This is a genomic window from Aestuariibius insulae, assembly GCF_040783535.2.
GTDB classification, from domain to species: domain Bacteria; phylum Pseudomonadota; class Alphaproteobacteria; order Rhodobacterales; family Rhodobacteraceae; genus Aestuariibius; species Aestuariibius insulae.
In genome coordinates this window covers 204,560-231,212 of the sequence record NZ_JBFONW020000003.1, presented here as the reverse complement: position 1 = coordinate 231,212, position 26,653 = coordinate 204,560, and the positions used below count along the sequence as shown (strand labels likewise).

General features: G+C 57.7%; 30 protein-coding genes. 21 read left to right on the top strand and 9 right to left on the bottom strand.

Going from position 1 to position 26,653, the window contains the following annotated elements:
* Window positions 1-3 precede the first annotated feature (3 nt).
* A complete protein-coding gene (locus AAD018_RS10115) occupies window positions 4-906 on the top strand; it encodes a LysR family transcriptional regulator (RefSeq protein ID WP_367315925.1) in 903 nt (300 codons plus the stop codon).
* Window positions 907-986: 80 nt separating this feature from the next.
* On the opposite strand, the gene AAD018_RS10110 is transcribed toward AAD018_RS10115, so the two are convergent.
* Window positions 987-1,880: a LysR family transcriptional regulator gene (locus tag AAD018_RS10110; protein ID WP_367315924.1), complete on the bottom strand. Its 894-nt coding sequence runs from the start codon at window positions 1,878-1,880 to the stop codon at window positions 987-989.
* A gap of 87 nt (window positions 1,881-1,967) precedes the next feature.
* On the opposite strand from AAD018_RS10110, the gene AAD018_RS10105 reads away from it, so the two are divergent.
* From AAD018_RS10105 to AAD018_RS10050, 12 genes are all read left to right on the top strand, one after another.
* The gene (locus tag AAD018_RS10105; protein WP_367315923.1) at window positions 1,968-2,369 is read left to right on the top strand and encodes an MAPEG family protein; all 402 of its coding nucleotides are present in this window, start codon (window positions 1,968-1,970) and stop codon (window positions 2,367-2,369) included.
* A gap of 13 nt (window positions 2,370-2,382) precedes the next feature.
* Window positions 2,383-2,895 (top strand): SRPBCC family protein, encoded by a 513-nt coding sequence (locus AAD018_RS10100; protein WP_367315922.1) that lies wholly within the window; start codon window positions 2,383-2,385, stop codon window positions 2,893-2,895.
* Window positions 2,892-3,434: a carboxymuconolactone decarboxylase family protein gene (locus tag AAD018_RS10095; protein ID WP_367315921.1), complete on the top strand. Its 543-nt coding sequence runs from the start codon at window positions 2,892-2,894 to the stop codon at window positions 3,432-3,434. The genes AAD018_RS10100 and AAD018_RS10095 overlap by 4 nt, the downstream gene beginning before the upstream one ends.
* A 68-nt stretch (window positions 3,435-3,502) precedes the next feature.
* The gene (locus AAD018_RS10090; protein WP_367315920.1) at window positions 3,503-4,030 is read left to right on the top strand and encodes an SRPBCC family protein; all 528 of its coding nucleotides are present in this window, start codon (window positions 3,503-3,505) and stop codon (window positions 4,028-4,030) included.
* Window positions 4,031-4,060: 30 nt separating this feature from the next.
* Entirely contained in the window at window positions 4,061-4,564 is a 504-nt protein-coding gene (locus AAD018_RS10085) for an ester cyclase (RefSeq protein WP_367315919.1), read from the top strand.
* Between the two features lie 106 nt (window positions 4,565-4,670).
* Window positions 4,671-5,267, top strand: coding sequence for a hypothetical protein (locus tag AAD018_RS10080; RefSeq protein WP_412005248.1), 597 nt, complete (start codon window positions 4,671-4,673; stop codon window positions 5,265-5,267).
* A gap of 39 nt (window positions 5,268-5,306) precedes the next feature.
* Window positions 5,307-5,891, top strand: coding sequence for a TetR/AcrR family transcriptional regulator (locus AAD018_RS10075; protein ID WP_367315917.1), 585 nt, complete (start codon window positions 5,307-5,309; stop codon window positions 5,889-5,891).
* Window positions 5,892-5,936: 45 nt separating this feature from the next.
* Window positions 5,937-6,938 carry a haloalkane dehalogenase gene (locus tag AAD018_RS10070; RefSeq protein ID WP_367315916.1) on the top strand — a complete coding sequence of 334 codons (1,002 nt, stop codon included), beginning with the start codon at window positions 5,937-5,939 and terminating at the stop codon, window positions 6,936-6,938.
* 3 nt (window positions 6,939-6,941) lie between these two features.
* Window positions 6,942-7,277 (top strand): DUF1330 domain-containing protein, encoded by a 336-nt coding sequence (locus AAD018_RS10065; protein ID WP_367315915.1) that lies wholly within the window; start codon window positions 6,942-6,944, stop codon window positions 7,275-7,277.
* A 1-nt stretch (window position 7,278) separates the two neighbouring features.
* Window positions 7,279-8,283 carry a zinc-dependent alcohol dehydrogenase family protein gene (locus AAD018_RS10060; RefSeq protein WP_367315914.1) on the top strand — a complete coding sequence of 335 codons (1,005 nt, stop codon included), beginning with the start codon at window positions 7,279-7,281 and terminating at the stop codon, window positions 8,281-8,283.
* The gene (locus AAD018_RS10055; protein WP_367315912.1) at window positions 8,280-9,251 is read left to right on the top strand and encodes an alpha/beta fold hydrolase; all 972 of its coding nucleotides are present in this window, start codon (window positions 8,280-8,282) and stop codon (window positions 9,249-9,251) included. Before AAD018_RS10060 ends, AAD018_RS10055 begins: the two co-directional genes overlap by 4 nt.
* A 103-nt stretch (window positions 9,252-9,354) precedes the next feature.
* Complete coding sequence (locus AAD018_RS10050; RefSeq protein ID WP_367315910.1) at window positions 9,355-9,765, top strand: MAPEG family protein; 411 nt, start codon at window positions 9,355-9,357, stop codon at window positions 9,763-9,765.
* An 8-nt stretch (window positions 9,766-9,773) separates the two neighbouring features.
* Here the strand turns inward: AAD018_RS10050 and AAD018_RS10045 are convergent, their stop codons facing one another.
* Window positions 9,774-10,382 (bottom strand): TetR/AcrR family transcriptional regulator, encoded by a 609-nt coding sequence (locus AAD018_RS10045; protein ID WP_367315908.1) that lies wholly within the window; start codon window positions 10,380-10,382, stop codon window positions 9,774-9,776.
* Between the two features lie 128 nt (window positions 10,383-10,510).
* Between AAD018_RS10045 and AAD018_RS10040 the strand changes: the two genes are divergently transcribed.
* From AAD018_RS10040 to AAD018_RS10015, 6 genes are all read left to right on the top strand, one after another.
* Window positions 10,511-11,107 carry an SRPBCC family protein gene (locus tag AAD018_RS10040; protein WP_367315907.1) on the top strand — a complete coding sequence of 199 codons (597 nt, stop codon included), beginning with the start codon at window positions 10,511-10,513 and terminating at the stop codon, window positions 11,105-11,107.
* 61 nt (window positions 11,108-11,168) lie between these two features.
* A complete protein-coding gene (locus tag AAD018_RS10035; RefSeq protein WP_367315906.1) occupies window positions 11,169-11,549 on the top strand; it encodes a hypothetical protein in 381 nt (126 codons plus the stop codon).
* Window positions 11,549-12,052, top strand: coding sequence for an SRPBCC family protein (locus tag AAD018_RS10030; protein ID WP_367315905.1), 504 nt, complete (start codon window positions 11,549-11,551; stop codon window positions 12,050-12,052). Before AAD018_RS10035 ends, AAD018_RS10030 begins: the two co-directional genes overlap by 1 nt.
* A gap of 77 nt (window positions 12,053-12,129) precedes the next feature.
* Entirely contained in the window at window positions 12,130-12,909 is a 780-nt protein-coding gene (locus AAD018_RS10025) for an alpha/beta fold hydrolase (RefSeq protein ID WP_367315904.1), read from the top strand.
* Between the two features lie 30 nt (window positions 12,910-12,939).
* Window positions 12,940-13,359 carry an MAPEG family protein gene (locus tag AAD018_RS10020; protein ID WP_367315903.1) on the top strand — a complete coding sequence of 140 codons (420 nt, stop codon included), beginning with the start codon at window positions 12,940-12,942 and terminating at the stop codon, window positions 13,357-13,359.
* On the top strand, window positions 13,359-14,000 hold the full coding sequence (locus AAD018_RS10015; protein WP_367315902.1) for a hypothetical protein: 642 nt from the start codon (window positions 13,359-13,361) through the stop codon (window positions 13,998-14,000). Before AAD018_RS10020 ends, AAD018_RS10015 begins: the two co-directional genes overlap by 1 nt.
* A 203-nt stretch (window positions 14,001-14,203) precedes the next feature.
* On the opposite strand, the gene AAD018_RS10010 is transcribed toward AAD018_RS10015, so the two are convergent.
* Both AAD018_RS10010 and AAD018_RS10005 read right to left on the bottom strand, forming a co-directional pair.
* Entirely contained in the window at window positions 14,204-14,626 is a 423-nt protein-coding gene (locus AAD018_RS10010) for a contact-dependent growth inhibition system immunity protein (RefSeq protein ID WP_367315901.1), read from the bottom strand.
* Window positions 14,627-14,808: 182 nt separating this feature from the next.
* Window positions 14,809-15,441 carry a tyrosine-type recombinase/integrase gene (locus AAD018_RS10005; protein ID WP_412005247.1) on the bottom strand — a complete coding sequence of 211 codons (633 nt, stop codon included), beginning with the start codon at window positions 15,439-15,441 and terminating at the stop codon, window positions 14,809-14,811.
* Between the two features lie 574 nt (window positions 15,442-16,015).
* Between AAD018_RS10005 and AAD018_RS10000 the strand changes: the two genes are divergently transcribed.
* Window positions 16,016-17,860, top strand: a complete 1,845-nt coding sequence (locus AAD018_RS10000) for a hypothetical protein (protein ID WP_367316669.1) — start codon at window positions 16,016-16,018, stop codon at window positions 17,858-17,860.
* 1,130 nt (window positions 17,861-18,990) lie between these two features.
* Entirely contained in the window at window positions 18,991-19,623 is a 633-nt protein-coding gene (locus AAD018_RS09995) for a tyrosine-type recombinase/integrase (protein WP_412005246.1), read from the top strand.
* A 400-nt stretch (window positions 19,624-20,023) separates the two neighbouring features.
* Here the strand turns inward: AAD018_RS09995 and AAD018_RS09990 are convergent, their stop codons facing one another.
* From AAD018_RS09990 to AAD018_RS09970, 5 genes are read right to left on the bottom strand one after another with little or no spacing between them, the layout of a single operon-like run.
* A complete protein-coding gene (locus AAD018_RS09990; protein ID WP_367316227.1) occupies window positions 20,024-20,443 on the bottom strand; it encodes a response regulator in 420 nt (139 codons plus the stop codon).
* On the bottom strand, window positions 20,415-22,472 hold the full coding sequence (locus tag AAD018_RS09985; protein WP_367316228.1) for a hybrid sensor histidine kinase/response regulator: 2,058 nt from the start codon (window positions 22,470-22,472) through the stop codon (window positions 20,415-20,417). The genes AAD018_RS09990 and AAD018_RS09985 overlap by 29 nt, the downstream gene beginning before the upstream one ends.
* Window positions 22,469-23,566, bottom strand: coding sequence for an HlyD family secretion protein (locus tag AAD018_RS09980; RefSeq protein WP_367316229.1), 1,098 nt, complete (start codon window positions 23,564-23,566; stop codon window positions 22,469-22,471). The genes AAD018_RS09985 and AAD018_RS09980 overlap by 4 nt, the downstream gene beginning before the upstream one ends.
* 4 nt (window positions 23,567-23,570) lie before the next feature.
* Window positions 23,571-24,821, bottom strand: a complete 1,251-nt coding sequence (locus AAD018_RS09975) for a glycosyltransferase family 2 protein (protein ID WP_367316230.1) — start codon at window positions 24,819-24,821, stop codon at window positions 23,571-23,573.
* Window positions 24,821-26,575, bottom strand: coding sequence for a TackOD1 domain-containing metal-binding protein (locus AAD018_RS09970; RefSeq protein ID WP_412005245.1), 1,755 nt, complete (start codon window positions 26,573-26,575; stop codon window positions 24,821-24,823). The genes AAD018_RS09975 and AAD018_RS09970 overlap by 1 nt, the downstream gene beginning before the upstream one ends.
* Window positions 26,576-26,653 lie beyond the last annotated feature (78 nt).

Sequence of the window (26,653 nt, the reverse complement as noted above, 5' to 3'; positions counted from 1 at the left end):
AGTGTGCAGGCTGACCTGCATTCGTGCAGGAAGGGATCGACCATGCGACCAAGCGAACGACTGGATTGGGATGACCTGAAACTTATCCTTGCCTTGGCGGAGGGCGGCTATGTCTCGCGCGCGGCGGAAAAACTCCACGTTGACCAGACAACGATCCCACGCCGGATCAGGCGGCTGGAGGATCGATTGGACCTGAAGCTGATCGAACGGATCAAGGGCGGCGTTGTGCTGACCACCGCCGCCGACGATCTGGTCCGCATCGCGCGCGAAGTTGAGACCGGGATCGACGACGCCTTGTCCGCGCCGCTCGAAACCCCGTCCGTCATAGGGACAGTGAAGCTGTCGGGCACCGACTTCATGCTAGATTTGCTGATGGAGGCGCTGGTCGATCTGCAACGGCGCTTTCCCGGCTTGACGCTCGACCTGAAGCCAACGAACGATTATCTCAGCCTCGACCGCCGTGAGACTGATGTTGCCATCCGGCAAGCAGATAGCCCGCATGATGGGCTGGTAGGCCGACGGCTGCCGGAGATTCCGCTTGGCATCTACGCGCCCCCCGATCTGGACGAGGAGGCTGTGGGGAAGCCCTGGCTGTCGTGGACTTTCCCAAGGGGCGTGAATGAGATCGACGAGATGATCCTGGAGCATGACCCGGAAGCGCGGATCGTCACGCGGGTCAACAGCTTCATGGCGCAGGCACGGCTGTGTCTTGGCGGCATGGGCTGCGTCGTGCTGCCGGATCACTATGTCGACGCCCATGCCGAACTGTCGAGTCTTAGGCGCATTGCCGACGGCCCTTCTTACCCGGCGTGGGTCGTGACACATGAGGAGTTGCGCCATGTGCCCCGTGTGCGTGAGGTCATGAGGGCCATCGCGGACGCTTTGCGCAAGAAGTACGGCGACTAAGGTATCGCAGAAGGGCGATCGTCACCGACAGCGATATGTCACTAGCAATTAGGGAAAGAAGGACGCGGTCTGAAGCGGTATCATTCTGCGGCGATTGCTGCACTACCGGAAATCAAGTCAGCGTTCTTCCGGAGCCACACAACAAGCGCGTCGCGCAGTGCGCGAACGCGAGCCGTGTTCCGGACATCGGCGTGGCTCAGCACCCAGATCGTCCAGCCCGGATCGGAGAAATCGGTCGGGAGCCTCTGAAGCTGTTGTACGCGATCCGCAAGCATGCAGGGTAGGAGCGCCAGCCCCAATCCGGCGCGGGCTGCGTCGAGCATCAGACCGACGGAATTCACTCGCGTGACGCGGGGCTCGGCAATTCCGACCGCCTCGATCCAATCGGGAACGAACACACCATCGCCGATCCAGGCGAGACACGGAACGCTGTCTGCTGCAGCCGCTCGAGTCAAAAGCTCGGGCGTACCGTAGACCCGTGTCGTCGCCAGGCCGAGGTCCCGGCCGACAAGATCGGACGGTGGCTTGGGTGTGCATCGAACAGCGACATCTGCTTCACGCGCGCCAAGGTCCATCCGCTCATCATCCGAAACAATCGTCAGCCGAATGCCTGGATGTTCGGTTTGGAACGCTGACAAGGCGGGTAGCAAGAGCCCCCGCATCATCGCATCGCCGGCCGTAACGGTGATGGGCCCGGCCAGCACATCAGCCTCATCACCCGCGGCCTGCTCGATCATCAGCGCCGCCTCCCCCATCTGACGCGCCATTGGTACAATCCGCTCGGCAAGCGCGGTCGTCGCCCATCGTCCTGGACCTCGCTCGAACAAGTGGCCGCCCAGTCGGGTCTCCAGTGCCGCAATTCGGCGCGACACGGTCGAGGGATTGCATCTCAAGACACGCGCGGCGTCCAGCATGGATCCGGCCTCGTAGACCTCGCGAAAAACATCGAGATCGGTCCATTCCAGACGATGCATATTCGCAATTTCTCAATGCAAAATTCGATATCGAATAAGATTTTCGCAATCAATAGTTTCGAGGTCAACCACAGATTGGACCTACCCATGACCGCAGAACTCACAATGATGCTTGCCGCCCTTTTCCTGTTGGCTGTGCTGACGAACGTCGTCCAGATGTCGGCGCTCGTTGCCGGCCACGGCGTTGGCGGCATGCTCCGGTCGCGGGCGGACATACCCGTGCCGAAGCCGGGTTTCGCGGGCCGCACAGATCGCGCCATCGACAACCTAAAGGAGAATCTGTTCTTCTTCTTGCCGCTTTGTCTGCTGACCGCAATTCTTGGTATCTCGAACGGATGGACCGCAGGTGGAGCGCAGCTTTTCGTCGCGGCGCGAGTTGCACATGCCGTCCTCTACCTCATCGGTGTGCCGGGCCTCCGATCCGCCGCTTTCGGTGTCGGCACCGCAGGGCTCGTCCTGATGGTCATCGGCCTCTTCATCCCTATCTGAAGGATCCCCATCCATGAAAATCGACGTCTCCACGACAGTTAATGCTCCGGCTGAGAAGGTGTGGACTCTGCTCGGCCCCCGCTTCGGTCATATCTCCGAATGGTGTGCCACTGTGAACTCTTCTCGCCTGTCCGAACGGCCTGTCGCCTTGCAGAACGCCCCTGCCGCGGGCCGCCATTGCGAGACCACCTTCGGACCATTTGACGAGATGTTCCGCGACTACGATCCCGAAGCCCGAACCATGGCCTACGAGGCAACGAGCCCTAAGCTGCCGTTCTTTATCAAGCGCCTCACCAACCGTTTCACGGTCGAGTCGCTTGGCAACGATCGTTGTCGCGTGACGATGAACTCAGGCGCCGACATGACACAGCCGTTCCGGACTCTCATGGGGCCAATGATGAAGATGTCCATGGGCAAGAGCCTGCGCGGATTGGTCGAGGAGTTGAAGTATTACGCGGAAAACGACGTGCCGCATCCCCGCAAGGTGAAAGCACAAGCGAAAACCACTCGAAAGGCCGCGGCATGACCCGGCTGGCGCACGTCGACCCGGAAAGCGCCTCGGGTAAGTTGGCCGAGACATATTCCGCCATCGAAAGCACATTGGGCCGGGTGCCCAACATGGCTCGGGTTATGGGCGCGCAGCCCTTCTATCTCGACATATACATGACGATGCGTGCCAAGCTGTCCGAGGGCCGTCTCGACGGGCGCACCCGTGAAGCTGTCGCCACCATGATCGCCGTCGAGAATCGCTGTGGTTATTGCGAGGCGGCCCACGCGGCGACCGCGATCCAGATGTTTGACACGCCCGCCGACGAGGTGGAGGCCTGGCAGCGTGGCGCATCCTCGGACCCGGCGCTTGCGTCGATCCTCGTCCTTGCACGTCGACTGAATGAGACACGCGGCGCGCTCAAAGACAGCGACCTCGATGCGGCGCGCGCGGCGGGCCTGTCGGATGCCGATATCATCGAAGTGCTCGGCATCGTCGTGATGAACATCGCGACCAACTACCTCAACCGCCTCGCGCAGACCGATCCGGATTTTCCTGCGCCCGAGGGACGCAGATGACCCACCCTATCCCTCGCCGCTTGGCGCTGATCTTCGCCTCTTTCTTTCTGGCAAGCACAGGAGCGGTCATGGCCGACTCAAACACGGAATGTCTGACTCCCAGCGAACATGCCGAGGTGGAGGCGCTGGTCGATCAAACCGGAGCGGGGCGCTTGCACGCAGCCGGGCATATCCTCTCGCCGCTCACCGCCGAAGAGATTTTCCCCGTCGTCACGGAGAATGAGCAGTTGGTGCGCTGGATGCCAAGCCTCGAAGGCGGCACCTACGACGATCGTCCCGAGCGCGCGCCTATCGCGCCAGGGATGACGCGACGGCTGTCCTTCGGCGGACAGGCGGATGTCGAGCGGATCGTGGCGGTCGAGCTGCCGCGTCTTTTCGCCTACCAGATCATCGGTGGCTTTCCCATCGACGATCACCTTGCCGTCCTGGTCGTCACAACCCTGGAAACCGGCGGGACGCGCGTCTCCTGGTATCAATACTTTCGGTCCCCCCGCCTCACCGGCGTACTGCAGCGCAGGCAGGTCCGGCGCTTTGTCGACAATGGCATGACCGCCTTGGCCGTTCTGTTGGAAGGAGAACGCATCGAGCATTGCTGACCCATCACACCAACAAGAAGGAGAATTCGAATGCAATCCCACTCTCGTAATTTCAGGAACGGCAGCGCCGCAGCTTTGCTTTTTCTGTTAGCGATTGCCACACCGGCACTTTCCGACGATGCCGCTACACGTGCGTTGGTGGAGCGCTTCTATGCGGCCTTTAACACTCAAGACGTTGGGGCGCTGCGCAGCGTTTTGGCAGATGACTACGTGGTGCATGGTACATCGCCCTCCCTACCCGAAGGCGATGCGGACACACTGGGGCAAGCGTTTCAGGGGTTCGCCGCAGGTGTGCCTGATGTGACCTATGAGGTGCTCGCCATTTATATTGCGGACGATATCGCAACCGTACGTGGAACGGTGAGCGGCATACACGAAGGCCCACTCTTCGGGATACCGGCAAGCGGTGCCAGAGTTGAGTTCGGCGCAATTGACGTCCATCGCATTGACGGCGGCCGCATCGTCGAAAGCTGGCATTCCGAGGACTTCGCCACAATGCTTCGCCAGATCGGTGCCTTGCCTGCCGGCAACTGAACCAAGCCCTGGGCACAGAAAAATCAAGAACCCCATCCAGACCGACATGATCGCTTCCCGATCGCGAACACGCGGTCATGTCTTTATGAAACCCAAGGAGAACAAAATGCTACCTATCAAACAGAAGATTTTCGGTGCTGCCCTAGTCATTGTTCCGGCGATGGCGGCAGCTGAGTCTCTCGCGCAATCCGCCCAAGAACTTGTCAGCGAGTCCGCCGCCTTTGAGACGATGATTGCCAGGGACGCTTTGGAGACCGCGCTGAGCTGTTGGGCCCGGGGCATGGACTTGACCATCGGCGGCGAGGCCGATGCCGCGCTCGCGACGTGGAACGCGTGTTACGCGCATCCCGACTATCGCTTTCAGGTCCTTTTCCAGGGTCAGACAATTGAAGGCGAAGGCGCCGCCGGGCGGGCAGAGACGAACGTGCGGACGTCAGCGATGTTCGGCTACACTGGGGCCTATCACTATATCTCGAATGTCGAGGTTGAAATGGGCGCCGAGGGTGCCGCGACCGCCACTGCGCTTCAGACCGCCGACCACTTCCGCGAGGACGGCACGGTCGAGACGACTTTCGGGATTATCACCGTCGAGTTTGTGCAGAGCGATGACGGACGCTGGCTAGCCCTCAACGAGACGATGGACATCGAGCGGATGGTAGGTTTTGCAGGTCTTCCCGCACCCGCCGCGATGATACAGCAATGACCTGTTGCATTCGTCACCGTTCGGTGAAATAAGACTTGCATGGCCCGTCAGATCGAATACGACCCCCTCGCGCTTCAGGAGACAATGATGAAGGTCTTCTGGGCGCAGGGCTATGCAGAGACGTCTCTGTCGGACATCGAATCCGCGACCGGACTGAACCGACGGCAGCTCTATAACGGTGTGGGCGACAAGAGGCAGATGTTCCTAGGTGCGTTGGACGACTTTTCCGCCCTCGCGGGGCGCCGGTTCCTCGCGCAACTTGAAAGCGATGAGGCGGGCGTCGCTGACATCGAGACGCTGCTTCGAACCTTTCTTGAGCTTGCGTTGACGCCGGACGGACCGACCGGTTGCCTGGTCTGCAGCAGCTCACAGGAGGAGATCGCGTCGGACGCCGATGTCGCGAGCCGGATCGACACCTACTTTGACCGGATTCGGGACGCCTATTTCAATGCACTCAGGCGTGCCGTTAACCGGGGCGATCTGGCTCTGACTGACGCGCAAGTCGCGTCTCGCGCGGAGGCGCTGTTCGGAACCCACGTCGCCCTTTGTATTCTAGGCCGGGCTGGACGCCCGGTGGAGCAGCTCAAACGCATGGTCGATCAGGCGCTTGAGGACATCGCCTGAGTTTTTTTGATGTAAATTCACCAATCAGTGAAAAAAGGAAGAAACATGAAATCTCTCTCTCCCGCAGCGAAATACGCGATCGCTGCCACGACAGCTGCACTTATCGCGTTCACGGCGCCTGTGTTTGCCCAAAGCACAGACACTGTGCCTGCCATCTCCGCGGAGTTTCCCTACGAGCACCAGTTCGTTGAGGTGAATGGACACCGTATGGCCTATGTTGAGGAGGGCGAAGGCTCGGTCGTTCTCTTCATCCACGGCAACCCGACATCCTCCTACCTCTGGCGCAACGTGATCCCATATGTCTCGGACACTCACCGTGCGGTGGCGCTGGATTTGATCGGAATGGGCGCGTCGGACCAGCCCGACATCGCGTACACGTTTCAGGACCATTACGCCTATGTGGAGGGCTTCATCGACGCGCTTGGACTGGAGGACGTCACGCTCGTTCTGCACGATTGGGGCGGCGGACTGGGAACGTATTACGCAGCCAACCACCCGGACAATGTCCGCGCTGTGGCGATGATGGAAGCGGCGGCACCGCCCGCCTTGCCGATCCCGTCCTGGGACGCTGTTGCGGACCCACAGGTTCGCGCGACCTTCCAGGGGTTCCGTGATCCGGAAATGGGACCGCGGATCATCCTTGAGCAAAACGGCTTCGTGGAAGGGCTGCTGCCGGCCTCGGTTATCAGGCAACTCACGCAGGCAGAGATGGACGCCTATCGCGCGCCCTTCCCAACGCCTGAGAGCCGCCAGCCGGTGTTGGTCTGGCCGAACGAGATTCCAATCGAGGGTGAGCCTGCCGGCAACGTCGCCGTGATGCAGGACATCGCCGCATGGCTCGGCACGTCCGAACAACCAAAGCTTTACCTCTATGCCTCTCCGGGTCTCATCATCACGCCCGAAGTCGCCAACTTTGTCCCTCAGGTGATGAACAACGTGCAGACGCGGTTCATCGGCGCGGGCATTCACTATCTTCAGGAGGATCAGCCCGAGACCATCGGCCGCAACCTGTCCGACTGGCTTCGCGACGTCGTGGGGGAGGGCTGAGTTATGGACGGTACACACAATGACGCGCCCGTCTACATGATCGTCATGCTCGACTTGACCGACATGGACGCCTTCATGCGCGACTATGCCGGTCCGCTTCAGCCACACCACGCAAAGCATGGGGTCGAGACCCTCGTCGCCACACCCGCGCCGGAAGTGCTTGAAGGGAGCTATGACAAGACCATCACCGTAGTCCTCAAGTTCCCGTCGGCCGACGCGCAGCGGGCCTGGTACGACGACCCGGACTACCAACCGTTGCTAAAGCGGCGGTTCGAGTTGACCGACACCGATAGTTCGTTCGCCTTGGTCGTCCCCCAATTCGCGCCACAGGGGGGCTGACATGACCAAGAGCGTAGAGTTCACCGCTTTGGGCGGGCCGGAAGTCCTGACGATCGTGGACCGCGACCCGACGCCGCCGGGTCCGGGCGAAGTGCAGGTCGCGGTCAAAGCCGCGGGCCTCAACCGGGCGGAGCTTCTCTTCGTCGCGGGACAGTACCTGGTCGACCCCGAGCTGCCCTCGCGCCTGGGCTTCGAGGGCGCCGGCGAAGTCTTAGCGGTCGGCGACGCCGTCAAGCGGGTCTCTCCGGGCGACCGCGTCGCCATCACGCCCGCCTTCAAACAGAACGGCTACGGCGTCCTTGGCGAGATCATCAATATCCCTGAAACGGCCTTGGAGCGTTTGCCGGACGCCGTTGGCTGGCCGGATGCGGCGGCGTTCTGGATGGCATTCGGGACCGCCTATGGGCTGCTCGTCCAGACGGGCGGCCTGATTGAAGGCGCGGGTCAGTCCGTCGTGCTGAACGCCGCGTCATCCAGCGTCGGAACGGCCGCATTCCAGATCATCCGCGCTCACGGCGGAACCTCCATAGCGACGACCCGGACCCGCGACAAAGTCGAAGGCCTTAAGGCCGCGGGGGCGGATCATGTGATCGTCACTGAGGAAGAAGACGTCTTAGCGCGCGTGATGGAGATCACGGCTAACCGGGGCTTTGACATCGCGCTGGACGCCGTGCAGGGCGAGGCAGGCGAAACGTTGGCCAATGCCGCCGGGTTCGAAGCCACGATGGTGGCCTATGGTCTGCTCTCGGGTGCACCATCCATGACGCCATTCTATCCGATGGTGGCGAAGGGTTTGCGGGTGACGGGCTTCCACGTTGCCTGGTCCATGCTGGATCATCCGAAGCGCCGCGCCGTCGCAGTGGAGCATCTGAATGCCAGGCTTGCGGACGGGACCTACAAGCCCGTCATCGACAAGGTGTTCCCGTTCGAAGAAATCCAGGACGCCTATCGGCACATGGCGTCGAATGCCCATCTCGGGAAAATCGTCGTGGAGGTGGCCCAATGACTGCTCAATCAACGAGTATCAATTCGCCAAAATCCCAAGGTGTGCGCTCGCGCGCCGAAGCCACCATCAAGCGCCTGGGTCTGGCAAAGTCCTACCCCTTCCCTCACCATTTCTTTGACAGCCCGATGGGCGCGATGCATTTCCTGGACGAAGGGCCGCGGGACGCGCCCGTCCTGCTGATGCTCCATGGTAATCCCAGTTGGTCGTTTCTCTACCGCCGCTTCGTGACGGCGTTCTCGGACACGCATCGCGTCATCGCGCCGGACCACATCGGCTTCGGCCTGTCCGACAAGCCAGAGGATGAGAACGCCTACAGCATCGACGCCCACGTGCGGAACCTCGAAGGCCTTGTGGAAGCACTGGACCTACGAGACGTCACGCTGGTGATGCAGGACTGGGGCGGGCCCATCGGGCTTGGCATGGCCGCCCGGCATCCTGAACGCGTATCGCGACTCGTGATATTGAACACGTTCGGATTCTATCCGCCGGTCGAGGGCATGGACCCCGAAAAGCTAAAGCTCCCGCCGCCGCTGCTGCTGATGCGCAGCCGCGGCGTCGGGGACTTTCTCGTACGCCGTTTGGGCTTTTTTGAGCGCATGGCCATGCCAACCGCAATTGGCGACAAGAGTGCCTGGAGAGCCGTCCGCCATGCCTATACCGGGATTTTCCAATCGACAGTCGATCGCGCGGGAGTCATGGCATTCCCCCGTCTCATCCCGACGAATACGCGCCATCCCTCGGCGCGGCTCATGCAGGCGGAGACCGGGCCTTTCCTCGATGCGTTCGACGGCCCGGCGCGCATCTTCTGGGGGATGAAGGACCCGTTCTTCCCGAACGGGGTGCTGGACGCGTGGCGAAAGAAGCTGCCACAGGCTGAAGTGACCGAGTTGCCCAAGGCACGGCACTACATCCAGGAGGACGCGCCGGATGAGGTGATCGCGGGGCTGCGCGCCTTCATCGACGGCTGAGCAGACCGGGACTGCCGTGACCAAAATCCTTGGCTCGAAATCCAGACGGGCGCGGCGCGCCCTGCCCGTCCGCTCCAGACCTCAACCAACAGGAGAATACACCATGACCATTTCCATGACCGCCGCCTTGCTTGGCTTCGGCGCAGTCACCCTCTTCGCCCTCGGTATCGAGATCATGTACACCTATGCGACCCAGGGGATCGGCTTCGGATTCTCCTCGAACCGCCCGGCCGTAACGCTCAGCCCGCTTGGACGGCGCATCGGTCGGGCCTACGTCAATCAGGTCGAGGCGGCCGCCTATGTCGTTCCAGTGCTCGCAGCGGCCGCCTTTCTCGGAGTGAATAGCCCGGCTGCGCAACTGGCCGCCATGGCAATCGTCGCGGGTCGCGCGTGGTTTGTCCTGTTCTATTACACCGGTCTGCCATTTGTTCGCCTTATAGGCTTTCTGGGTGGGTCAATGGGGACATTGGTGGTCGCCATTCTCACGGCGCAGGCCGTGCTGGCGACGCCCTAGCCGGGCGGTTAGGGCCCACTGGCGGCGGCGCGCCAGCTCTCCACGGTCTCGGCTGCAATACCTGCGGCGGCTCCAGCTGCCGTCGTCCGCCCTTCCTGCCGGATCAGCGCCAACAGTCCCCAAAGCGTCGCGAGCAAGAAATCGGCTCGCGCAGCAAGCGTTTCATCGTCACCCTCCATCTCACCGGCGTCGCGCGCGTTGCGCAAAGCCGTCAGGAAAGCGTCCTGGATCATGGACCTGTAGCCCTCGACCTTTCGTCTCACCGGGTCGGACATGCGCCGGACATCGAGAACAGTGTTGACCATAAGACAGCCCGAATGCACCGGAGCATCTTCCTCAGCCGGCGCGCTCATGGCGCGGAAAAGGCGCTGAATGCCATCGAGGCCGCCACCCGCAACCGTTCCTTCGTACACTTCCTTCGCACCCTCATGGTAGCGGTCGAGCGCGGCGACGAAGAGCCCCTCCTTGTCGCCCCACGCGTTATAGAGACTGATCCGCTTCACGCCGGTCGCCTCCTCCAAGGCGCCGATCGGCGTCCCGTCATATCCTCCGCGCCAGAAAGCAAGCATCGCCGCGTCGATCACTGCGTCGTCGTCAAAGGAACGTGGGCGAGGCATAGGCGGGCCGATCACAAATATTTCATAACACGCGTTATATTATCCTTGCGGGCGCGAGAATCAAATGATAATTGTTTTGTAACGCACGTTCTGGAATGATCCAGCCCGGCGCGACTGGGAGAATGACCATGTTTCCTCGCCTCATTGCCGTCGCGGCGCTTGCCGTGGCGATCGGGATCGGCTTGCCCATCGGGACCGCGCAGGCGGACCCCTCCCCCACCTTGACCGAGGCGGCAGCGCTGACCGAAGCAACGCATCGCCGCACGGTGCGGATCCATTTCGACGCTGCCCCTGATGAAATCCAGCGTGAGTTACTGACACGGGTCGATCTATACGACCCCACCATCGTGGAAGTTCGAATGGACAACGCGACCAGCTTAACGCCGGGCGAGATCGGCGTGGGTTCGGTGCGGATCTGCGTGTTCGAAGACGGGCGCGAGCTGCACGAACCGATCCTCGTCTGGGAGGAGGGGCGCGCCTATGCCTACACAGTTGATGCCGACGCCTCGACCATGTCCCTGCCCGTCTCCGAGATCGTACTGATCTATGACTTTGCTCCTGCTGAGGATGGCGGGACGAACCTGACTGTCCGTGCCTTTTACGAGCCTGCCGTGTCCGGCACCGGGCCGATCATCGACCCGGTTCTCACGGGAACGCTCCGCCGGACATTTCAGACGGCCGCAGATGTCTTCGGCGGCGAATATCTCGGCGACGAGCGGCCCTGAGACTTTTGTCCATCAACCGCTTTCCCATCATCACCAATCAACCCAACCCAAGGAGAAAATCATGACCCTTCGCAATCTCGTTCTCGCTGCCGCAATGGCGCTGACACCCGCCCTCGCTTCCGCGCAAGAGGCGACCGTTATGGAAATCGTCACGTTCAATGCACAGGACGGCGCGGATGCGGCGGCAGTGACCGAAGCCCTCGCCCCCATCGCCGAAAGAATGGGCCAGTACGGCACGCTCGTCGCCCGTTCGGTCGCCGAAGGTCCTGACGGTACGTGGACCATGGTCAACTTCTCGACCGACCGGGACGCGATGAATCGCATCAACGAAGAAGCCCTGACCTGGCCAGAGTTTGGCGCGCTGCCTGGTGTAGCAAACCTCGAGACGCTGCAGATGCAACAGCTGGAAATCTCCGCCTCGGTTGGGCTGGAGGGCGAGTAATGCGCATTGAGCGCGATCTCGACGTGAAGGCAGCGCCGGACGATGTCTGGCGCATCCTTGCGGATGAATATGCAGATGTTGGACGTTGGGCGCGTGCAGTGCAGACGTCCGAGCCAAACGCCGCCGTCGCCCCCCTTCCGGCGGCGGCCGTGGGCGGTCGTGTCTGCACTGCGTCCATCGGTGCGGTGACGGAGACGATCCGGATTTATGACACCGAAAACCGCGTTCTGGCGTATGACGCCCAGGCGAAAGCGATGCCATTCTTCGTCCGCAAGCTTACCGGACACTGGACGGTGCGGCCCGCCGGAAGTGGCTCCGAGGTCGGTCTTCAGTTCGAAGCCGACCTGATGGCGCCCTTCGGCGCGCTCATGGGCTGGGTCATCCGACGGCAATTCAAATCGGCCATCGACGAGACGCTGGAAGACCTCAAGCTCTACGCCGAAACCGGGAAGGTTCATCCCGACAAGGCGAAGGCATTGGCAGCAACGGTGCAGCCCGCATGACAAGTTGGGACGCGCAAGAGGCTCGTGTCGATGGTACGTGTATGACCTACCGGACCCACGGGCCCAAAGATGGCCCCGTGGCCCTCCTGATCCATGGGCATACGCAGTCCCCCATCATGTGGCGCGCAGCGGCGGAGGCTCTGGCGGAGGACGGCTGGTTTGTCGTCGCCCCTGATCTGCACCTGCGGGACCGCCCGGAGGGAGTGGCACCGCCGACAAAGGCCGATCTCGCCAAACGGTTCGACGCGCTTTTGACGGCAGTCGCGCGCCCCGCCTCGGTCACTGTCGGCCACGACCTCGGCGCGATGGTCGCCGCCACGCATGCAGCGCGCAATCGCACCGATTTACGCGCACTTGCGGTTCTGGAGGCCACACCGCCGGGAGTCGGTTTCTGGTCGCAGCTCCTTGCCGACCCCCGCGCATGGCACTTCAACGCCCACGGTTCTCACATGGAGAAGCTGATCGAAGGGCGCGAAGAAATCTATCTCGATCGTTTCTGGACCGAGTTCGCCGGTGACGGGCGCGATCCCATCCCCGCGCCGGACCGCGCCGCCTACATTTCGGCGCTTCGCGAACCCGGCGCTCTCCGCGCGGCGCTCGGCCATTTCGCTGTTTTTCCGGCTGATGCCGAGGCCGCGGACGCCCTCTTTGCAGACCCGCTTCAAATGCCTGTCCTGGCGATTGGGGGCGAGCGCAGCTTCGGCGCGATGATCGCCGAACAGATGCGCCTGATCGCCACAGATGTCGCCGGACATGTCGTGCCGGACGCGGGCCACTGGCTGCTGGAAGAAGACGGCCCCGATACGATCGTGGCCCTGCGCCGCTTCCTCGCCCCTCATCTGGCCTCGTCGGCCTAACCCTCACAAACCACCAAGGATACAAAACCCATGACTATCGAACTTCTCTCCGTCTTCGTGACAGGCGCCATGCTGTGGCTCTCCATCGTCATCCAGCAGCTCCATCTCGACAAGGCGGCCGGCACCAAATTCGCGCTCTCGAACCGGGACGCTCCGCCTGACCTTCCTCCCGCCCAGGCCCGGATGCTCCGCGCCGTGCGCAACCAGTCGGATGTCGCCGCGGTCTGGATCGCCCTCGTCGTGGTGCAACAGATCAGCGGCGCCGGCGGTGCGCTGACCTACTGGGCCGCGGTCGCGATGATCGCCAGTCGCCTGCTCTACTTCCCGCTCTACGCCCTCGGCATCACCCCGTTCCGGTCGTTTGCCTGGGCGCTCTTCCTGATCGCGGCCCCGGTCTTTGCCGTGGGCATCTGGCTCACCCTGGAAATGACGCTCCTCAGCGGGAGCTGATGCGCCTCTTCGGACAAAGGGCGGAAGCAGAGCGTCGCGCCGCGCTGCTTGCCGCCGGAGACCTGACGCTCGGCCAAACCATTCTGGAAATCGAACCCGGCAAAGGGGCGCTCACGGAGGCCCTTTTGCGTCTGGTCGCTGATGATGGAGAGCTCATCGTCCAGCAACCAACGCCGCTCGATGCGTTCTTCGGACAGAAGGCGAGACGGCGCATGGAACGGGCATCGAACGCCCGCTACTCGCACACGACTTGGGAGGCCCTCGATGCGGCTGATGGCAGCGTCGAACGGGTTGTCTGGGTGCAGGGACCCCACGAACTCTGGTTCGAGCCTGGCTCCGGAATTTCGCTCGGACAGCCTGCAACCGTGTTCGCGGAAATCGCGCGTGTCCTCGCATCCAGCGGCAAGTTTCTCGTCGTGGATAACTTGGCTCCGCCGAGGGTATCGGACGCGCAGGCCGGCAATCTGCACCGCTCCGATCCCCGCACCATTGCAGCCCTCGCGCAAATGGCCGGACTTGGACTCCTGCGCAAGGAGATCGAGTGGGTGAAATCTCCGAGCGATCCCCTGGATGTCCCCACCTATAGTCGCGCGACGCGGGGCGCGCCTCGGCAATGGATGCAGGTTTGGAGAAAAGGTTAGTCCCTTTAAGCGTCGGCGGGAGGCTTTTGGACGCGGCGAGAACCAAGATAAACTGGAATTTTTGGGTCCCATTATCGTTACCGGCTAGGCTTCGCGCGACAGCTCGATTTTCGGTTACGATAACTGGGAAGTATCGTTACCGGACAGCTCCGCGGAGCGGACATTCATACCAAATGCCGCGAAGGTCTCGAATGAGCCCAACCCTACTTCGACAATTGCTCATTCAAATATGCTACAAGTTCTTCGACTTGTGTACGATCAGGTTCAGGCAGTGGATCGTCGCAACTGCTCAGAACCGTTTTGCAGATATCGCGAAACATCTCTTTATCTTTGCAGTCCAACAGCAACATGTTTTCTGGGTATCGGGAAATGGCACCTAGTAGATCACCCTCAAAAAAATCACCGTCCGCGAATGGGTTTTCTTTCAGAACTATTAACGCTTTGGGAAGTAAGTGTCTCGCACCGATTGATTGCCCGAGCATGATGCGCAGATCTTCTACAGTGAATTCCGCAAGTTTCTTTTTCCTTAGCTGGTAGCATGTTGTTGTGAGATAAGACTTGAAGCCAGGCTCAGGCCAAATCTCGCCTTCAAGCTCTTCTAATGTCTTTTGGTCAATGTGTTTCATTCTTGTTCATCAGACACATAACACCTCAGATCAATGGCGGCTATGTCCCGCGCAAGCGACTTTGGGCCGGTCACCGATTTCGCGGTCGCGGCGAATGGCCGGTTCGGTGAAGCCGCACTGCGGCGCGGCCTTGTGCGGTGAATGGCAGGAATGGGCCGTCCGCGAGGACGACCCTAAAGTCGCTAGATTTCAATGGCCTCGGCGATTGCTAGAGCGTCCTCAAGTTCGACGCCCAGGTACCGGACTGTGCTGTCCATCTTGGTATGACCGAGCAGAAGCTGAACCGCCCGCAAGTTGCCGGTCTTTTTGTAGATCTGGGTCACCTTTGTTCGCCTCATCGAATGCGTGCCATATGCGCTCGCTTCTAGACCGATCGACGTGACCCAATCGCGGACGATCCGCGCATACTGGCGTGTCGAGATGTGCAGGCGCTCGTGGAACCGACCCGGCCATAGGAACTCCGACCCGACTATGAGCTCATCTTCCATCCACTTTTCGACAGAGGCGCGTGTGCCTTCGGATATCTCAAATCGCACAGGTTTCTGAGTCTTGCTTTGTAGCACCGATGCCCGTTCCTTGATCTGACCTGATGCCATCACATCGACGACTTTCATCTTCACCAGGTCACAGCCGCGCAGCTTGCTGTCGATGGCCATATTGAAGAGTGCAAGGTCTCGATGGTTCTCGGCCAGTTCAAGTCGAACCCGGATCGCCCAGACATGTTTTGGTTTCAGTGGTCGTTTTTGCCCGACGATGCGGCCCTTGTTCCAAGCCGGGCGAAGCGCACGAATAGCCGGTAAGTTTGGTGTTTCCATGACTGATCCTCCGATCCGCCATGCCCTCCCACAACGACAACCCGACGTTGACGATGCCACCATATCACAGGATGCTGCGTCGCATCCGAGGTCGGCTGTGAGCCCAAATTTCAGGACGCTGCGCAGTCATGCATGGCGACCGTGCAGTACTCATCACACCCTTAAGTGCTCCTTCGCAAGTGTGTCGAAACCCGACAACGACCTATCGCAAAGGCGAAACCGTCTCACTTCGGCGTCTTTATTGGGTGCACCCGCCCAGTACCTAATTCAGCTGGATTGCGAACTAGAGCTAGAACGGGTGCCCGCGATCGTTCCGTGGAGGGGATTGCGGGAGGGAAAAGAACGCACCAGAGTTAGGTAATCAAGAAGCAAAAGCGATGAGGAAACCGTCGTCAATAGAAAAACGATCGGTAAGAGATGGCCAAAAAGTATAGAAACCCATTCAGTAAACGGCGATAGTCAGAGGCGGACTCAGGCTCAACCGAACCTCGGTTCATCCGGTCAGAGGCCGATAGTGACATATGACGATCGAACTACGGTTTCTTATAATGGGTTAGCTGAGAGGCAGAATATTATGACAGACCTTGATAATACTGACGAGCGTCGCGAACGCTTCACGTTGAGCTACATGCGGGTTCGCTGTTCAAAAAATACAGAAGACGAGTGGCTGAGCAGCAAGGATGAAGTTTTCGTCGAAATGGTAGCTGGTGCGCCGGGCACGAAGCCAGAGCATCATCGGACTACCGTACACCGAAACGTCAAAGCGGGCGACATTAGAGATCAAGGTCAGAAATACGAGCTCTGGTCCGGCCATAGTATACCGACAGCGCTTACGATCGTCGTAGGTGTTGTAGAAGTGGACGATGGGGGTGAAATTCTAGAAAAGGCGGTGGACTTTATAACGAAAATCTCCAGCATTGGTGCATCAGTGATATCTGGAGATAGCGATTTGAAGAAAGGCCTAAAAGTAACTTCAGCAGTGGGAAAAGGAATTACCGCAATCGGTGATTTCGCGGGCGGGGAGAATGACAATCTCGGTCATGTAGTTCTTCACCTTGACAATCATGAATGCTACAACCTCCTACGCAGTAAGAGGCTTAAACCATACGGATTTGACACCAATATCCGCACCGTTCACCTAGACCCGAATGGTCAAGGGAGGTATACTGTCTATTTTCTGTTAGAAAGCAATGGCGGCACAGATCGATTCAACCAAAATGGTGAAGCCCACGAGATTTACCATAGGGAGAAGACGATACATAATCCTTCTAGATTTATTCCCAGGCTTTTTCCGAAACGTTTTCCGCGAGCGCTTACGATAAGAAAGCTCGAGGAAGATTTCGAGGCGCGGTGGTCCAATCGTATCGACGGCTTTCGGGCGCCTGACTATCGCAAGCCAACACAATCGATAGGGCGACTCAAAATTTTTGATAGGGATAAAAATCAAATACCTACACTTCATTACGATCACGCATTCAACGTCTTACAGGAGGAGCCGTTATCGTCAGGCTTCGAACCCGAAGGCCGGAAGTGGTTCAGACCGGCTGTTCATGCAGACAAACTAAGGTCTTTCAAACCGGCTGCTGATGTACCACCTCTGGCGTTTGGTAGAGACATTATACCTGGAGGCCGATACGAAGGTCATGCGCTCGCGATGTTTCAATGGGACAACGTGGTTGCAGTTTATCCTGAACGGCCCGCATCTTTTTATGAGCTCCCACGTGATCCCGATCAAGGTCTAGAGCTTGAGTGTCTGCACGAGTTTCCTAAGGATGCAACTAGCATCGATATCCATAGGTTGTCAGAGGCGGAAGATGGTTTTTTTGCTTATCAACCCAATGAGGATCGGATCCTTATCTACCGATATGTTCGTCGTACGCTACAAAGGAGTTATATTGGACTTAATCATCAGCCGCTCTTGAAGATTGCTCCTGGAGAAATGGTATTAGCCACTACAATTACCGTTCCCGAAGATGATGGAAACGAGATACAATATGACATCGTCGCTTCTGGACATTTTGATCAGCGGTCAAACGGAAGTGGAGCATTTATCCTGTATCGACGGAACTTGTATGGGGTGGGCGACATCGCTCTGTTGTACCCCCCGAAAAAGAATGGCACGGGCGTGATTAGACATCGCAGGGCGATTGAGCCGGACTGGGATGAGATTTATCCGATGGGGCGTTTTAGAGCGCTATTTGTCAAAGACGGGGGCGTAAGGATGGAGATTAAAGAGGTGCCTAGTTGGCAGACAATTGCTGTCGGATCCGTGAAAGAGTTTTGCTACGTAAATATTTGCATGACTCATCCTCGATCCTATCTATCTCGTCGTTTGATAGGCCTAAATGGAACGATTTGCATAGGGGTAGAGAGTACGGGTTCCCAAAGGCCACCTCTAGACGGCGGTCCTCATGCTTAAGCAATTTCTTTTATCGGTGAGCTAATCCGACCTATCGAATGAGTTTGTCTTTTGGTGTAGCGCTGATATTTTTGGGAAAAGGATCGAAATAGGCGGAACGTAAATGACTTACTCGCGCCTTACGAAGTTATGGCTGGTGTTTTGAGTTGCCAAGCCTCTTATCCGGCATTGTTCAGTGCTGTCAACAGAGAGGATCGAGAACGAGAGTTAGGATCCGAGGCCTGCAGATTGGTCAGATCGTTAGGAAGCTGTAAGCGGGAGAGTGAGTATCGGACGTCTTCAGCCGCAAGAGCAGCGCTAGAACTTTCCAAGAGTATAAATTAATAGCACTTTGGAAATACAGATCTTTAGCTTTAGGCCCCGAAAGGCAACTTTCTCGCGCGCTCTCAGCCTCCAAGTGCAAGTGGCCGATGTTGCCGCAGCGGATGTCGTCTCTGGCTGGCCGCACCGCTTCAACGGCGACGGCCACGTCGACGGCTAACAAGATCTAACAGCGGCTTTGTCCGCACTTTGGGCGCTCAGGCATTTATCAATCCGCAGGCGCAGCGAACGACGCTTGAGGAAAGCTGCATCGCGGCATCTGGGGGTCCGACGAACTTCCGGTAAGGGCCGTCCGCAAGCATGCGCTGGAAGCTTGAATTTCAGATCTTCAATGCCCAAGTACTTTTAACAAGGCCACCGTGGGTCTCCAATCCTCACCCCGAAGATAAAAGCTCGGGACCACCCCAGTGGACAGGGTGAGGCTTTACCACCGGCAGGCTAGAGCCGACCTGCCTTCTATGACTCGACCGCCTAGTCGAGTTGAAGGACACAGGGATGAGATACCCTGTAAAGGCGAAAAACCGTCGTTGGTTTGCGTTTCTGATCTGGCTCATAAAGTTGATCATGAACGGTGATCCGGCGTTTTAGCCCTCAGAACCGGCTCTTCAAAAGGGCCGGTTCTTCGGTTGAGATGCAAGAAAATCGAATGACAGCTTGCGGAAGCTGCGTTGCAGTATCTGGAACCCTGGGTGGATGGCAGCTTTGGGCTCACAGCCGACCTCGGATGCGACGCAGCATCCTGTGATATGGTGGCATCGTCAACGTCGGGTTGTCGTTGTGGGAGGGCATGGCGGATCGGAGGATCAGTCATGGAAACACCAAACTTACCGGCTATTCGTGCGCTTCGCCCGGCTTGGAACAAGGGCCGCATCGTCGGGCAAAAACGACCACTGAAACCAAAACATGTCTGGGCGATCCGGGTTCGACTTGAACTGGCCGAGAACCATCGAGACCTTGCACTCTTCAATATGGCCATCGACAGCAAGCTGCGCGGCTGTGACCTGGTGAAGATGAAAGTCGTCGATGTGATGGCATCAGGTCAGATCAAGGAACGGGCATCGGTGCTACAAAGCAAGACTCAGAAACCTGTGCGATTTGAGATATCCGAAGGCACACGCGCCTCTGTCGAAAAGTGGATGGAAGATGAGCTCATGGTCGGGTCGGAGTTCCTATGGCCGGGTCGGTTCCACGAGCGCCTGCACATCTCGACACGCCAGTATGCGCGGATCGTCCGCGATTGGGTCACGTCGATCGGTCTAGAAGCGAGCGCATATGGCACGCATTCGATGAGGCGAACAAAGGTGACCCAGATCTACAAAAAGACCGGCAACTTGCGGGCGGTTCAGCTTCTGCTCGGTCATACCAAGATGGACAGCACAGTCCGGTACCTGGGCGTCGAACTTGAGGACGCTCTAGCAATCGCCGAGGCCATTGAAATCTAGCGACTTTAGGGTCGTCTTCGCGGACGGCCCATTGCTGCCGTTGGCCACTCAATCTGGATGCTGCGGTTGCGATTTGAAAAGCAGGCATTGGCTTTGAAAGCGAAATCGAGAGGGGGCGCGAGTTCGCAGTTTGCGGGACGGCGTTGCTAACAGAATTGCTCGGTCGATTGCCCGCAATGTATTGGCTTACGACATGATAGTTGTGCGCATCTACTGTAAACCGAAAGTCAATCTTGACCCACCTCAACGAGGATAAAGGCTTTCAGCCTGTCATATGCTAAGTTTGCCGATTGCTTTATTAACATTAGATGTTCGGCGATAGCCGATATGGCCAACCCTATTCCATGTGATGAAGCAAATCCCTCAGGTTCATTGTTGCGTCCTTCGCGGCAGCGCACTATTATCGTCGCGATCCAAGCATCGCATTCAGGTTTGCGCCCAACGCCATTGGATCGAATGGCTTCTCAATAACCCCCAATGCGTTCAGCGCCAGGAGTTCTGCTCTGGTCTGTTCTTGCGCGGCGGCGGTCATGAAAATCACAGGGATTCCTCTGAGGTCAGGGTCGCAGTCCATCTGCTTTTTCAATTCCGGGCCAGACATGCTTGGCATCATCACATCCAGCAAGATGATCTCTGGCCTATCTGACGCCATCAGATCAAGCGCCTCAGCTCCCGAAGTAGCAGTCGCGACCTCCCAGTCGCCATCCATCTCAAGGGCAAGTGCAACGATCTCGCGGATATCGTTTTCGTCGTCGACATGTAGAACTTTCACGGCAAAGCCCTCCTCTGTTTCAAGCAGCATCGCAATCTGGAGTGACATTCAGCGCATTCAACACAGCTTTGGCGACTTCGGCTTCGGGCACGCGTGATTTGGTCATGACGATTACCTCACGATGGATGTCGGATGGGTCGATTTCAAAGGCTGAAAAAACGATTATCGGCACCTCTTGCGGTACACCATTCATAAAATCCAGCGCCATCCCATCAGGCAGATCTAGATCAAGCAGAACTGCGGCAATGTCTTCCTGCTCAAATATTTCGATAGCGTCGGCCAAGGTTGCCGCGGCCGAGACGCGAGCATAATTGCCAACGCGGATGGCGATGATTTCCTGAAGAGACAAATCGTCCTCTACATACAGTAGATGCGGAAGCGCTAGATTTGCAGATGGTCTTGTGGATTTTTTCAACGCACTTGGCTTACTCTCTGCCGGGAAAGAAACATGGAATGTTGTACCCACGTCTTCTGCGGTTTCAAACCAGATACGTCCGCCCATTCCCTCGACCAATGAACGCGCAATACTTAATCCCAATCCAGTGCCAGCTGAGTTTCGATTGTGCGCGCCCTGTGCCTGCCGAAATCTTTCAAAAACGTGGGGTTGAAACTCTTCGGGAATTCCAGAACCTTTATCTCGCACTGAGATGAGAAGCTCTTGATTGTGGAGATTGGCGATTACGCGGATATCGCTTTTTGGCTTCGAGAATTTGTAGGCATTTGAAAGCAGGTTTTGCAGAACCAATCGCAAGCGGCCCGAGTCGACCATAATGCTTGCACCATGGGTACGATCCTCATACACTAGATCGATCCCCTTTTCGGGCGCAAACCCTTCAACCTCTGAGATGGCGTCTCTGACGATCGGCGACACTTCGGATTGCGTAATCGTAAAATCCATCTGTCCGGAGCGTAGCTTTTGACTGTCCAGAATCTCGTTGACCAAGCGCGCCAATCGTTCGGCGTTTCTGTTTGCTATCTGAAGCATATTCTTTAGCTTCTTAGCCTCCAGCGCCTTCGGCTTCTCCAATACTGAGAGCGCAAGCCCCAGTGACCCCCTGATCGACGTGAGTGGCGTGCGCAATTCATGACTGATCACCGAGATGAAATTGTCTTTCATCTCCTCCGCAGCACGCTGAGCGGAAATATCGATGATCGTACCATCCCATACCAGATGTTGCCTAACGTCTTTGCGTGCGCTCGCATCAAGGCGCAACCAGCGCGAGCCATCGGCATGTTCGAACTGGAATTCGATTGAAGCGGCCTCTTCAGGTTTGCAAAAGGCGTCTTTGAGCTGACCGGACTCGTCCGAAAGAACTTCTTCAAAGGTGCGGCTCTGGTCAGTTAATTCATGTGGTGTCAGGCCAAGTAGACGACAGGCGGCATGTGAAACGAATGTCAGTCGAAAGGCACCCGACGGATCCGTCACGCCCTGAAAGATCATGGTCGGAGAGTTGTCAGCAATCGCATTCATTTGGGCCTGTTTTTCGACATTCGCCGCAATCGCTATGTCGCGTTCGCGGTAACGAACGAGAAGAATGCCAACCATGATCACTGCGATGAAATTTGTTGGCATCGCCAACCCGTTCGATATGAGGAATACCTTCCAAGGCGCTGCGCTTACGAACATGAGTAAGAACGTAGGTAAAAATGCTGCGATGATTGCGGCTTGCACGACCTGTCGGACACCGATTTGGCGCGCAGTGCGATCAAGCCACGCGCGATAGGCCAGCATCGCAACTGCGGTGCCGACAATATAAATGATTCCCGGCGTTGCCCCCATTCCGCCTTGCTCATACCTGATTGTGGCAAGCGTGATCGTGGCAATGATGCCGCTAATCGGACCGCCGGTCAGAAAGGCAAGAACAATCACCGCAGCGCGCGGGTCCGTCCGAATACCCGGGATAACTTCCACTGCGTTATCCATCACAATGGCTCCGATCGCAGCAAAGATTAGACCAATTAGAGCGCCAAGAATGATAGGTCGCCTCTCCAATCTATCGTGGATCAACGCGATAATGAGCACCGGAAGCAACATGACCGAGCCGCTCTCGACCATCGTCATCAATGTCTCTTTCATTTCGGGCTCCTCAACTGTTCTGTTTTGGTTACCGACGCCATCTGGTCGTCAGCCCGTAAAGCCCCGACTTGGCTGATCAGCGCCGAAAGGCGCCCCCTAAGGTCAAAGTCCGACCGGATGCGAACGGTTGAATGAATGGGAAACGGGCTATCCTGCGGCAGCGCGATCCGCGCCAATTGTTTGCGTTCGCGAGCGCGAAAGCTGTTGTGAAACTCATCCGGGATCGCAGCAGACACAGGAAGGATGGCATCAATTTTTCCAATCACGGATGCGGAACCGTTCATCACCCGAACAGGCTCACCCGGAGCGATTGAAAAAAGATAATGCCTTGGAAGGTATGCCAAAACATACTGTCCGCCTGAAAGTAGCGATGTAATCGGTTCGCCGGGGCGAAACACCTCACCTTCAGCCGGCACTGCGGACCCCACGACACCTTCGCGCGGTGCCCGGCGGACACCGCCGTTGTAGTGCGACCTGAGGCGGGCAATATCCGCATCGGCATGTTCAGCGGCGGTGCGCACCGCAGCAATCTCGTGATTAAGCCCGGTGTCGCGCGTTTCGAGCCGACGCAGTTCTGTGCGGGCAGCATGCAACCGATCTTCGATTTCAGCTCGGCGCGCAGCGTTGACCAATCGGTCATTGTCTGAACCGATCATCCAGAGAGTGTCGGCTTCAAGCGTCTCAAGACGCTCCCGTGCAAGGGGGGCAAGGGCTTGAGCCAAGGCGGCTTCGCCAATCAACTTTGCGAGCCGTTCATCGAGTTCTGCACGCCGAAGGGCGAGGTCTGCCAAACGATCAAGCACAGTGGTCGATTCAGCACGCAGCAGGATGTCGCCTGCTTCAACCCATTGGCCGGGTTGCGCCTGCACTTCGGTGACGCTGACCAAAGAGGTGGCGGCCACGACGATCCGATCGCGCAATACCAGCCCATCGGCCCGCAAAATAAGACGATCCCCTGCAAGGTAATTCAGAAGCATGGCAAAAAAACCACCGAGAACCACGAGGTAAATCGTGCGATCCCAAGACCATCGATGAACTCGGATTTCGTTGCGGTGGCTGTCAGTACGCGGGCGGCACTTGAGACGTGTAATCATCTCATCACTCCCTGACCTTGTGCACTTTGGACGGCACATAGGTATCCTTATAGGACGCGTAAAACAGCCACTCCTGAAGGTATGCCGCGACGCGTACAAACCGCATGACAAGGCCCCCAAATACGCCGTATCCGGGGAGGTAGAGTAAAAGCCATCCTGACTTACTTCCTTTGGCAACGGATATGGCGGCCACAAAAACAAGCGTATCTATCAAGAGGAGGCCGATTTGTGCAGCGAGCAGAATGGTGATCGCCATCGTTCCATAAATCTCAAACAGCCAGATGAGGTAGAATGGCAACGCAATTGCCGCGATGACATTGAAGAGCAGAAACTCAATTTCTCCGGTCAATTCTGAAAGTCTAAACGCATGTGAAAACGGATTCATTTGCGCTGCATGTTTGCGATAGCGCAACCGCACTGCGTCGCGTTCCCAGCGAAACCTTTGCCGAACAAACGTGCGCCACGTCTCCGGGACGTCCGTGTAGCAAATTGCCCCGATTGCAAAACGCACCGACCAATTTTGCTGACGCATCCGCATGGTGAGATCAAAATCTTCTCCTCCACCGGCATCCAGGCCACCTGCGTTCAAGAAGGCATCACGACGAAAGGCACCAAATGCGCCGGACACACAGGTGACCTGTTCAATGCGGTCAGCGGCATAGCGCCCCAAAGAGATCGAAACGAGATACTCTATCGCCTGAAATCGTGTGATAAGACTTCGATTTACATTGCGTGTTCGAATACACCCGCAGACTGCGCCTACCGCTGGATCGTGAAAGGGGCGCGCAATCTCACGGATGGCATGGCGATCAAATGAACAATCGGCATCGACATTCACGAGGACATCGCCGGTGCAGCTTCCTGCGGCAAGGTTGACCCCGGCGGATTTACCCGACCGCAAATCCGTCGCGTGGGCCAGATCGATCAGACCCTGCACCTGCATCCGCCTGATGATAGATCGCATCGCGTCGTCTGATCCGTCACTCACCACTACGATCTGGTCGGGCGGTCTGCTTTGTTCATGCAGTGCCTGAACACAACGTTCAATCGCTTCTTCTTCGCAATGACCGGCGAGCATGACACTGACGCGCCCCTTATATTCGGGACCAGGTTTACGTGCTGGGAGCAGGACCATCGTTCCGAAAAGCAGCCCGTAGCGTGGCAATTCGAATACAATCACGAACCAGTAGAGCGCGAGTAGACTTGCCCAGCTTTGCGCGAACAAATAGTCAATCGCGAGCGCAAATTGTTCCATTATTTGGCCAGATCATCAGGGCCAAAAACCTTTATTTCGCTGTCAAGCTGCAGGCGAATATCGCGAGCCGCAGAAATGCAAGCCTCGCCCAACAAAGTCTCAGCCGAAACAGAGGTCATATTGGTCAATAGTACATAATCATCATTCCGACCCGCGGAACAAATATACTTCTGATCCAAAGCCATACGCAAAAACGAAAGCCATAACCGCCGCGCCTCCGACACTTGACGAAGACCTTCGGTATCGCGCAATTCGAACAGATTTGCGTGGCTGATACGCGCAAGCACGAACGGTGTGTGATCTTCATTCCATAGATTTGCGGCGCGATTGAGACCGACAATCATATCAATTGGCAGGTCAGAAAACCTGAACATCGTCCGACCCCGGGACAGCCCACTGCGCCCCATCCGCAGCATTGAAAGCCCGCGATCCGTCAATCGGGCCGAGGATACGTCGAGCACGACGGCACGATCAGTGGCGAAAATCTTGTCACAGTCCGCGCAGGCAAAACTAACGCTAGGTTCCGAAGTGGCTGTCTGGCAGGATTTGCAAACCACCATTTGGCCCGGACGATCGTAATCCTGTCCGAAGTGAGTCAACCTGCGCCGGCACTTCGGGCAGATCAGTTCGTCACCTTCTATGAATTCGCTTTCGGGGGCCTGGTGCGCACACCTGAAATGGTGAATATAGCTTTCTTCCGACAATTGCGCGGACTGGCAAGACGGACACTCTTCTCTGGCAATAAGTCGGGCAGAGTCACATACCGGACAACAGTGAACCCGTTCAAAAAATGCCCGTTCTACAAGCGAATCTGCTTCAAGCTGTGTTAGAAGAGAGTCCAGCATGCGGTCTGGGACGAGCGAATTCCATGCCATCATCGACGCCCGTCGCCCGTCGCGCTTCGGGGTTAAAGCCCCGCCAGTAACGTGCATGCGTCCCAGAAGCCGTTCAGCCTCGTCAGACGACTCACGGAGATCAATGTCAATATCGTCTCTGCGCAGATGAAACGCCTCGATAACTTCGCCAAGCTTCTGAATTTCTTCCGGGCCAGGAGATGTGAGATCTACGTCAGCGGACACGCCAAGCGTACCTGATTGGTCGGCAATGGGAAGCAGGTTAGCACCTGGAATTTCCCAGAGGGCATCCAGATCTGTCGCCCGTGTGACAAGGATAGCGTCTGCGTCCGAGATACCGGAATCAATCGCATTCGGCGCACGGGGCGGCCAATGAAACCAGGAAAACGGTAGATCCGCTGCATCAACGGCTTTTATGTTCTCTGCGTTGACAGGGGATGGATTAGACATCCGCTGCGGCGGGAACTCAACAAGCTCACACACTGCATCGATATCAAGCGGTTTCGGCACGACCTTATCGAATATTTCGCAGTTATGCGCGTCATTTAACAGACCCCGGACATCGCCTGTAATCGCGATGAAGACGGGCATTTCAGCGCCCAGGCTTGCATCTCGAAACCGACGAACAACTTCGGTCCCGTTAATATCAGGAAGGTGGAAATCCGTCAGAACAACGTCGAATTCATTGGCCCGAAGCGCGGCCAAAGCGGCTGTTCCATCTGCCGCACAGGTTACAGAATGACCAGCCTGCGTCAGGACCAGCGTAACCAAGTCGGTTGTCACTGAACTGTCTTCAACAAGCAAAACGCGACGCGCCTGTAGTGGCAGGCCCGGGTCTTCAACAGCAAGATAAGATGAGGTCTGCACCAAGCGTCCGGCCTCCGGTTGCGTTCGGGGCATATAATCAAGCAACCCTTAAATAACCGTAACTATTTATCTTTGCGATATTTTAACGGTTGATTCGATAAGAGTTAAAGA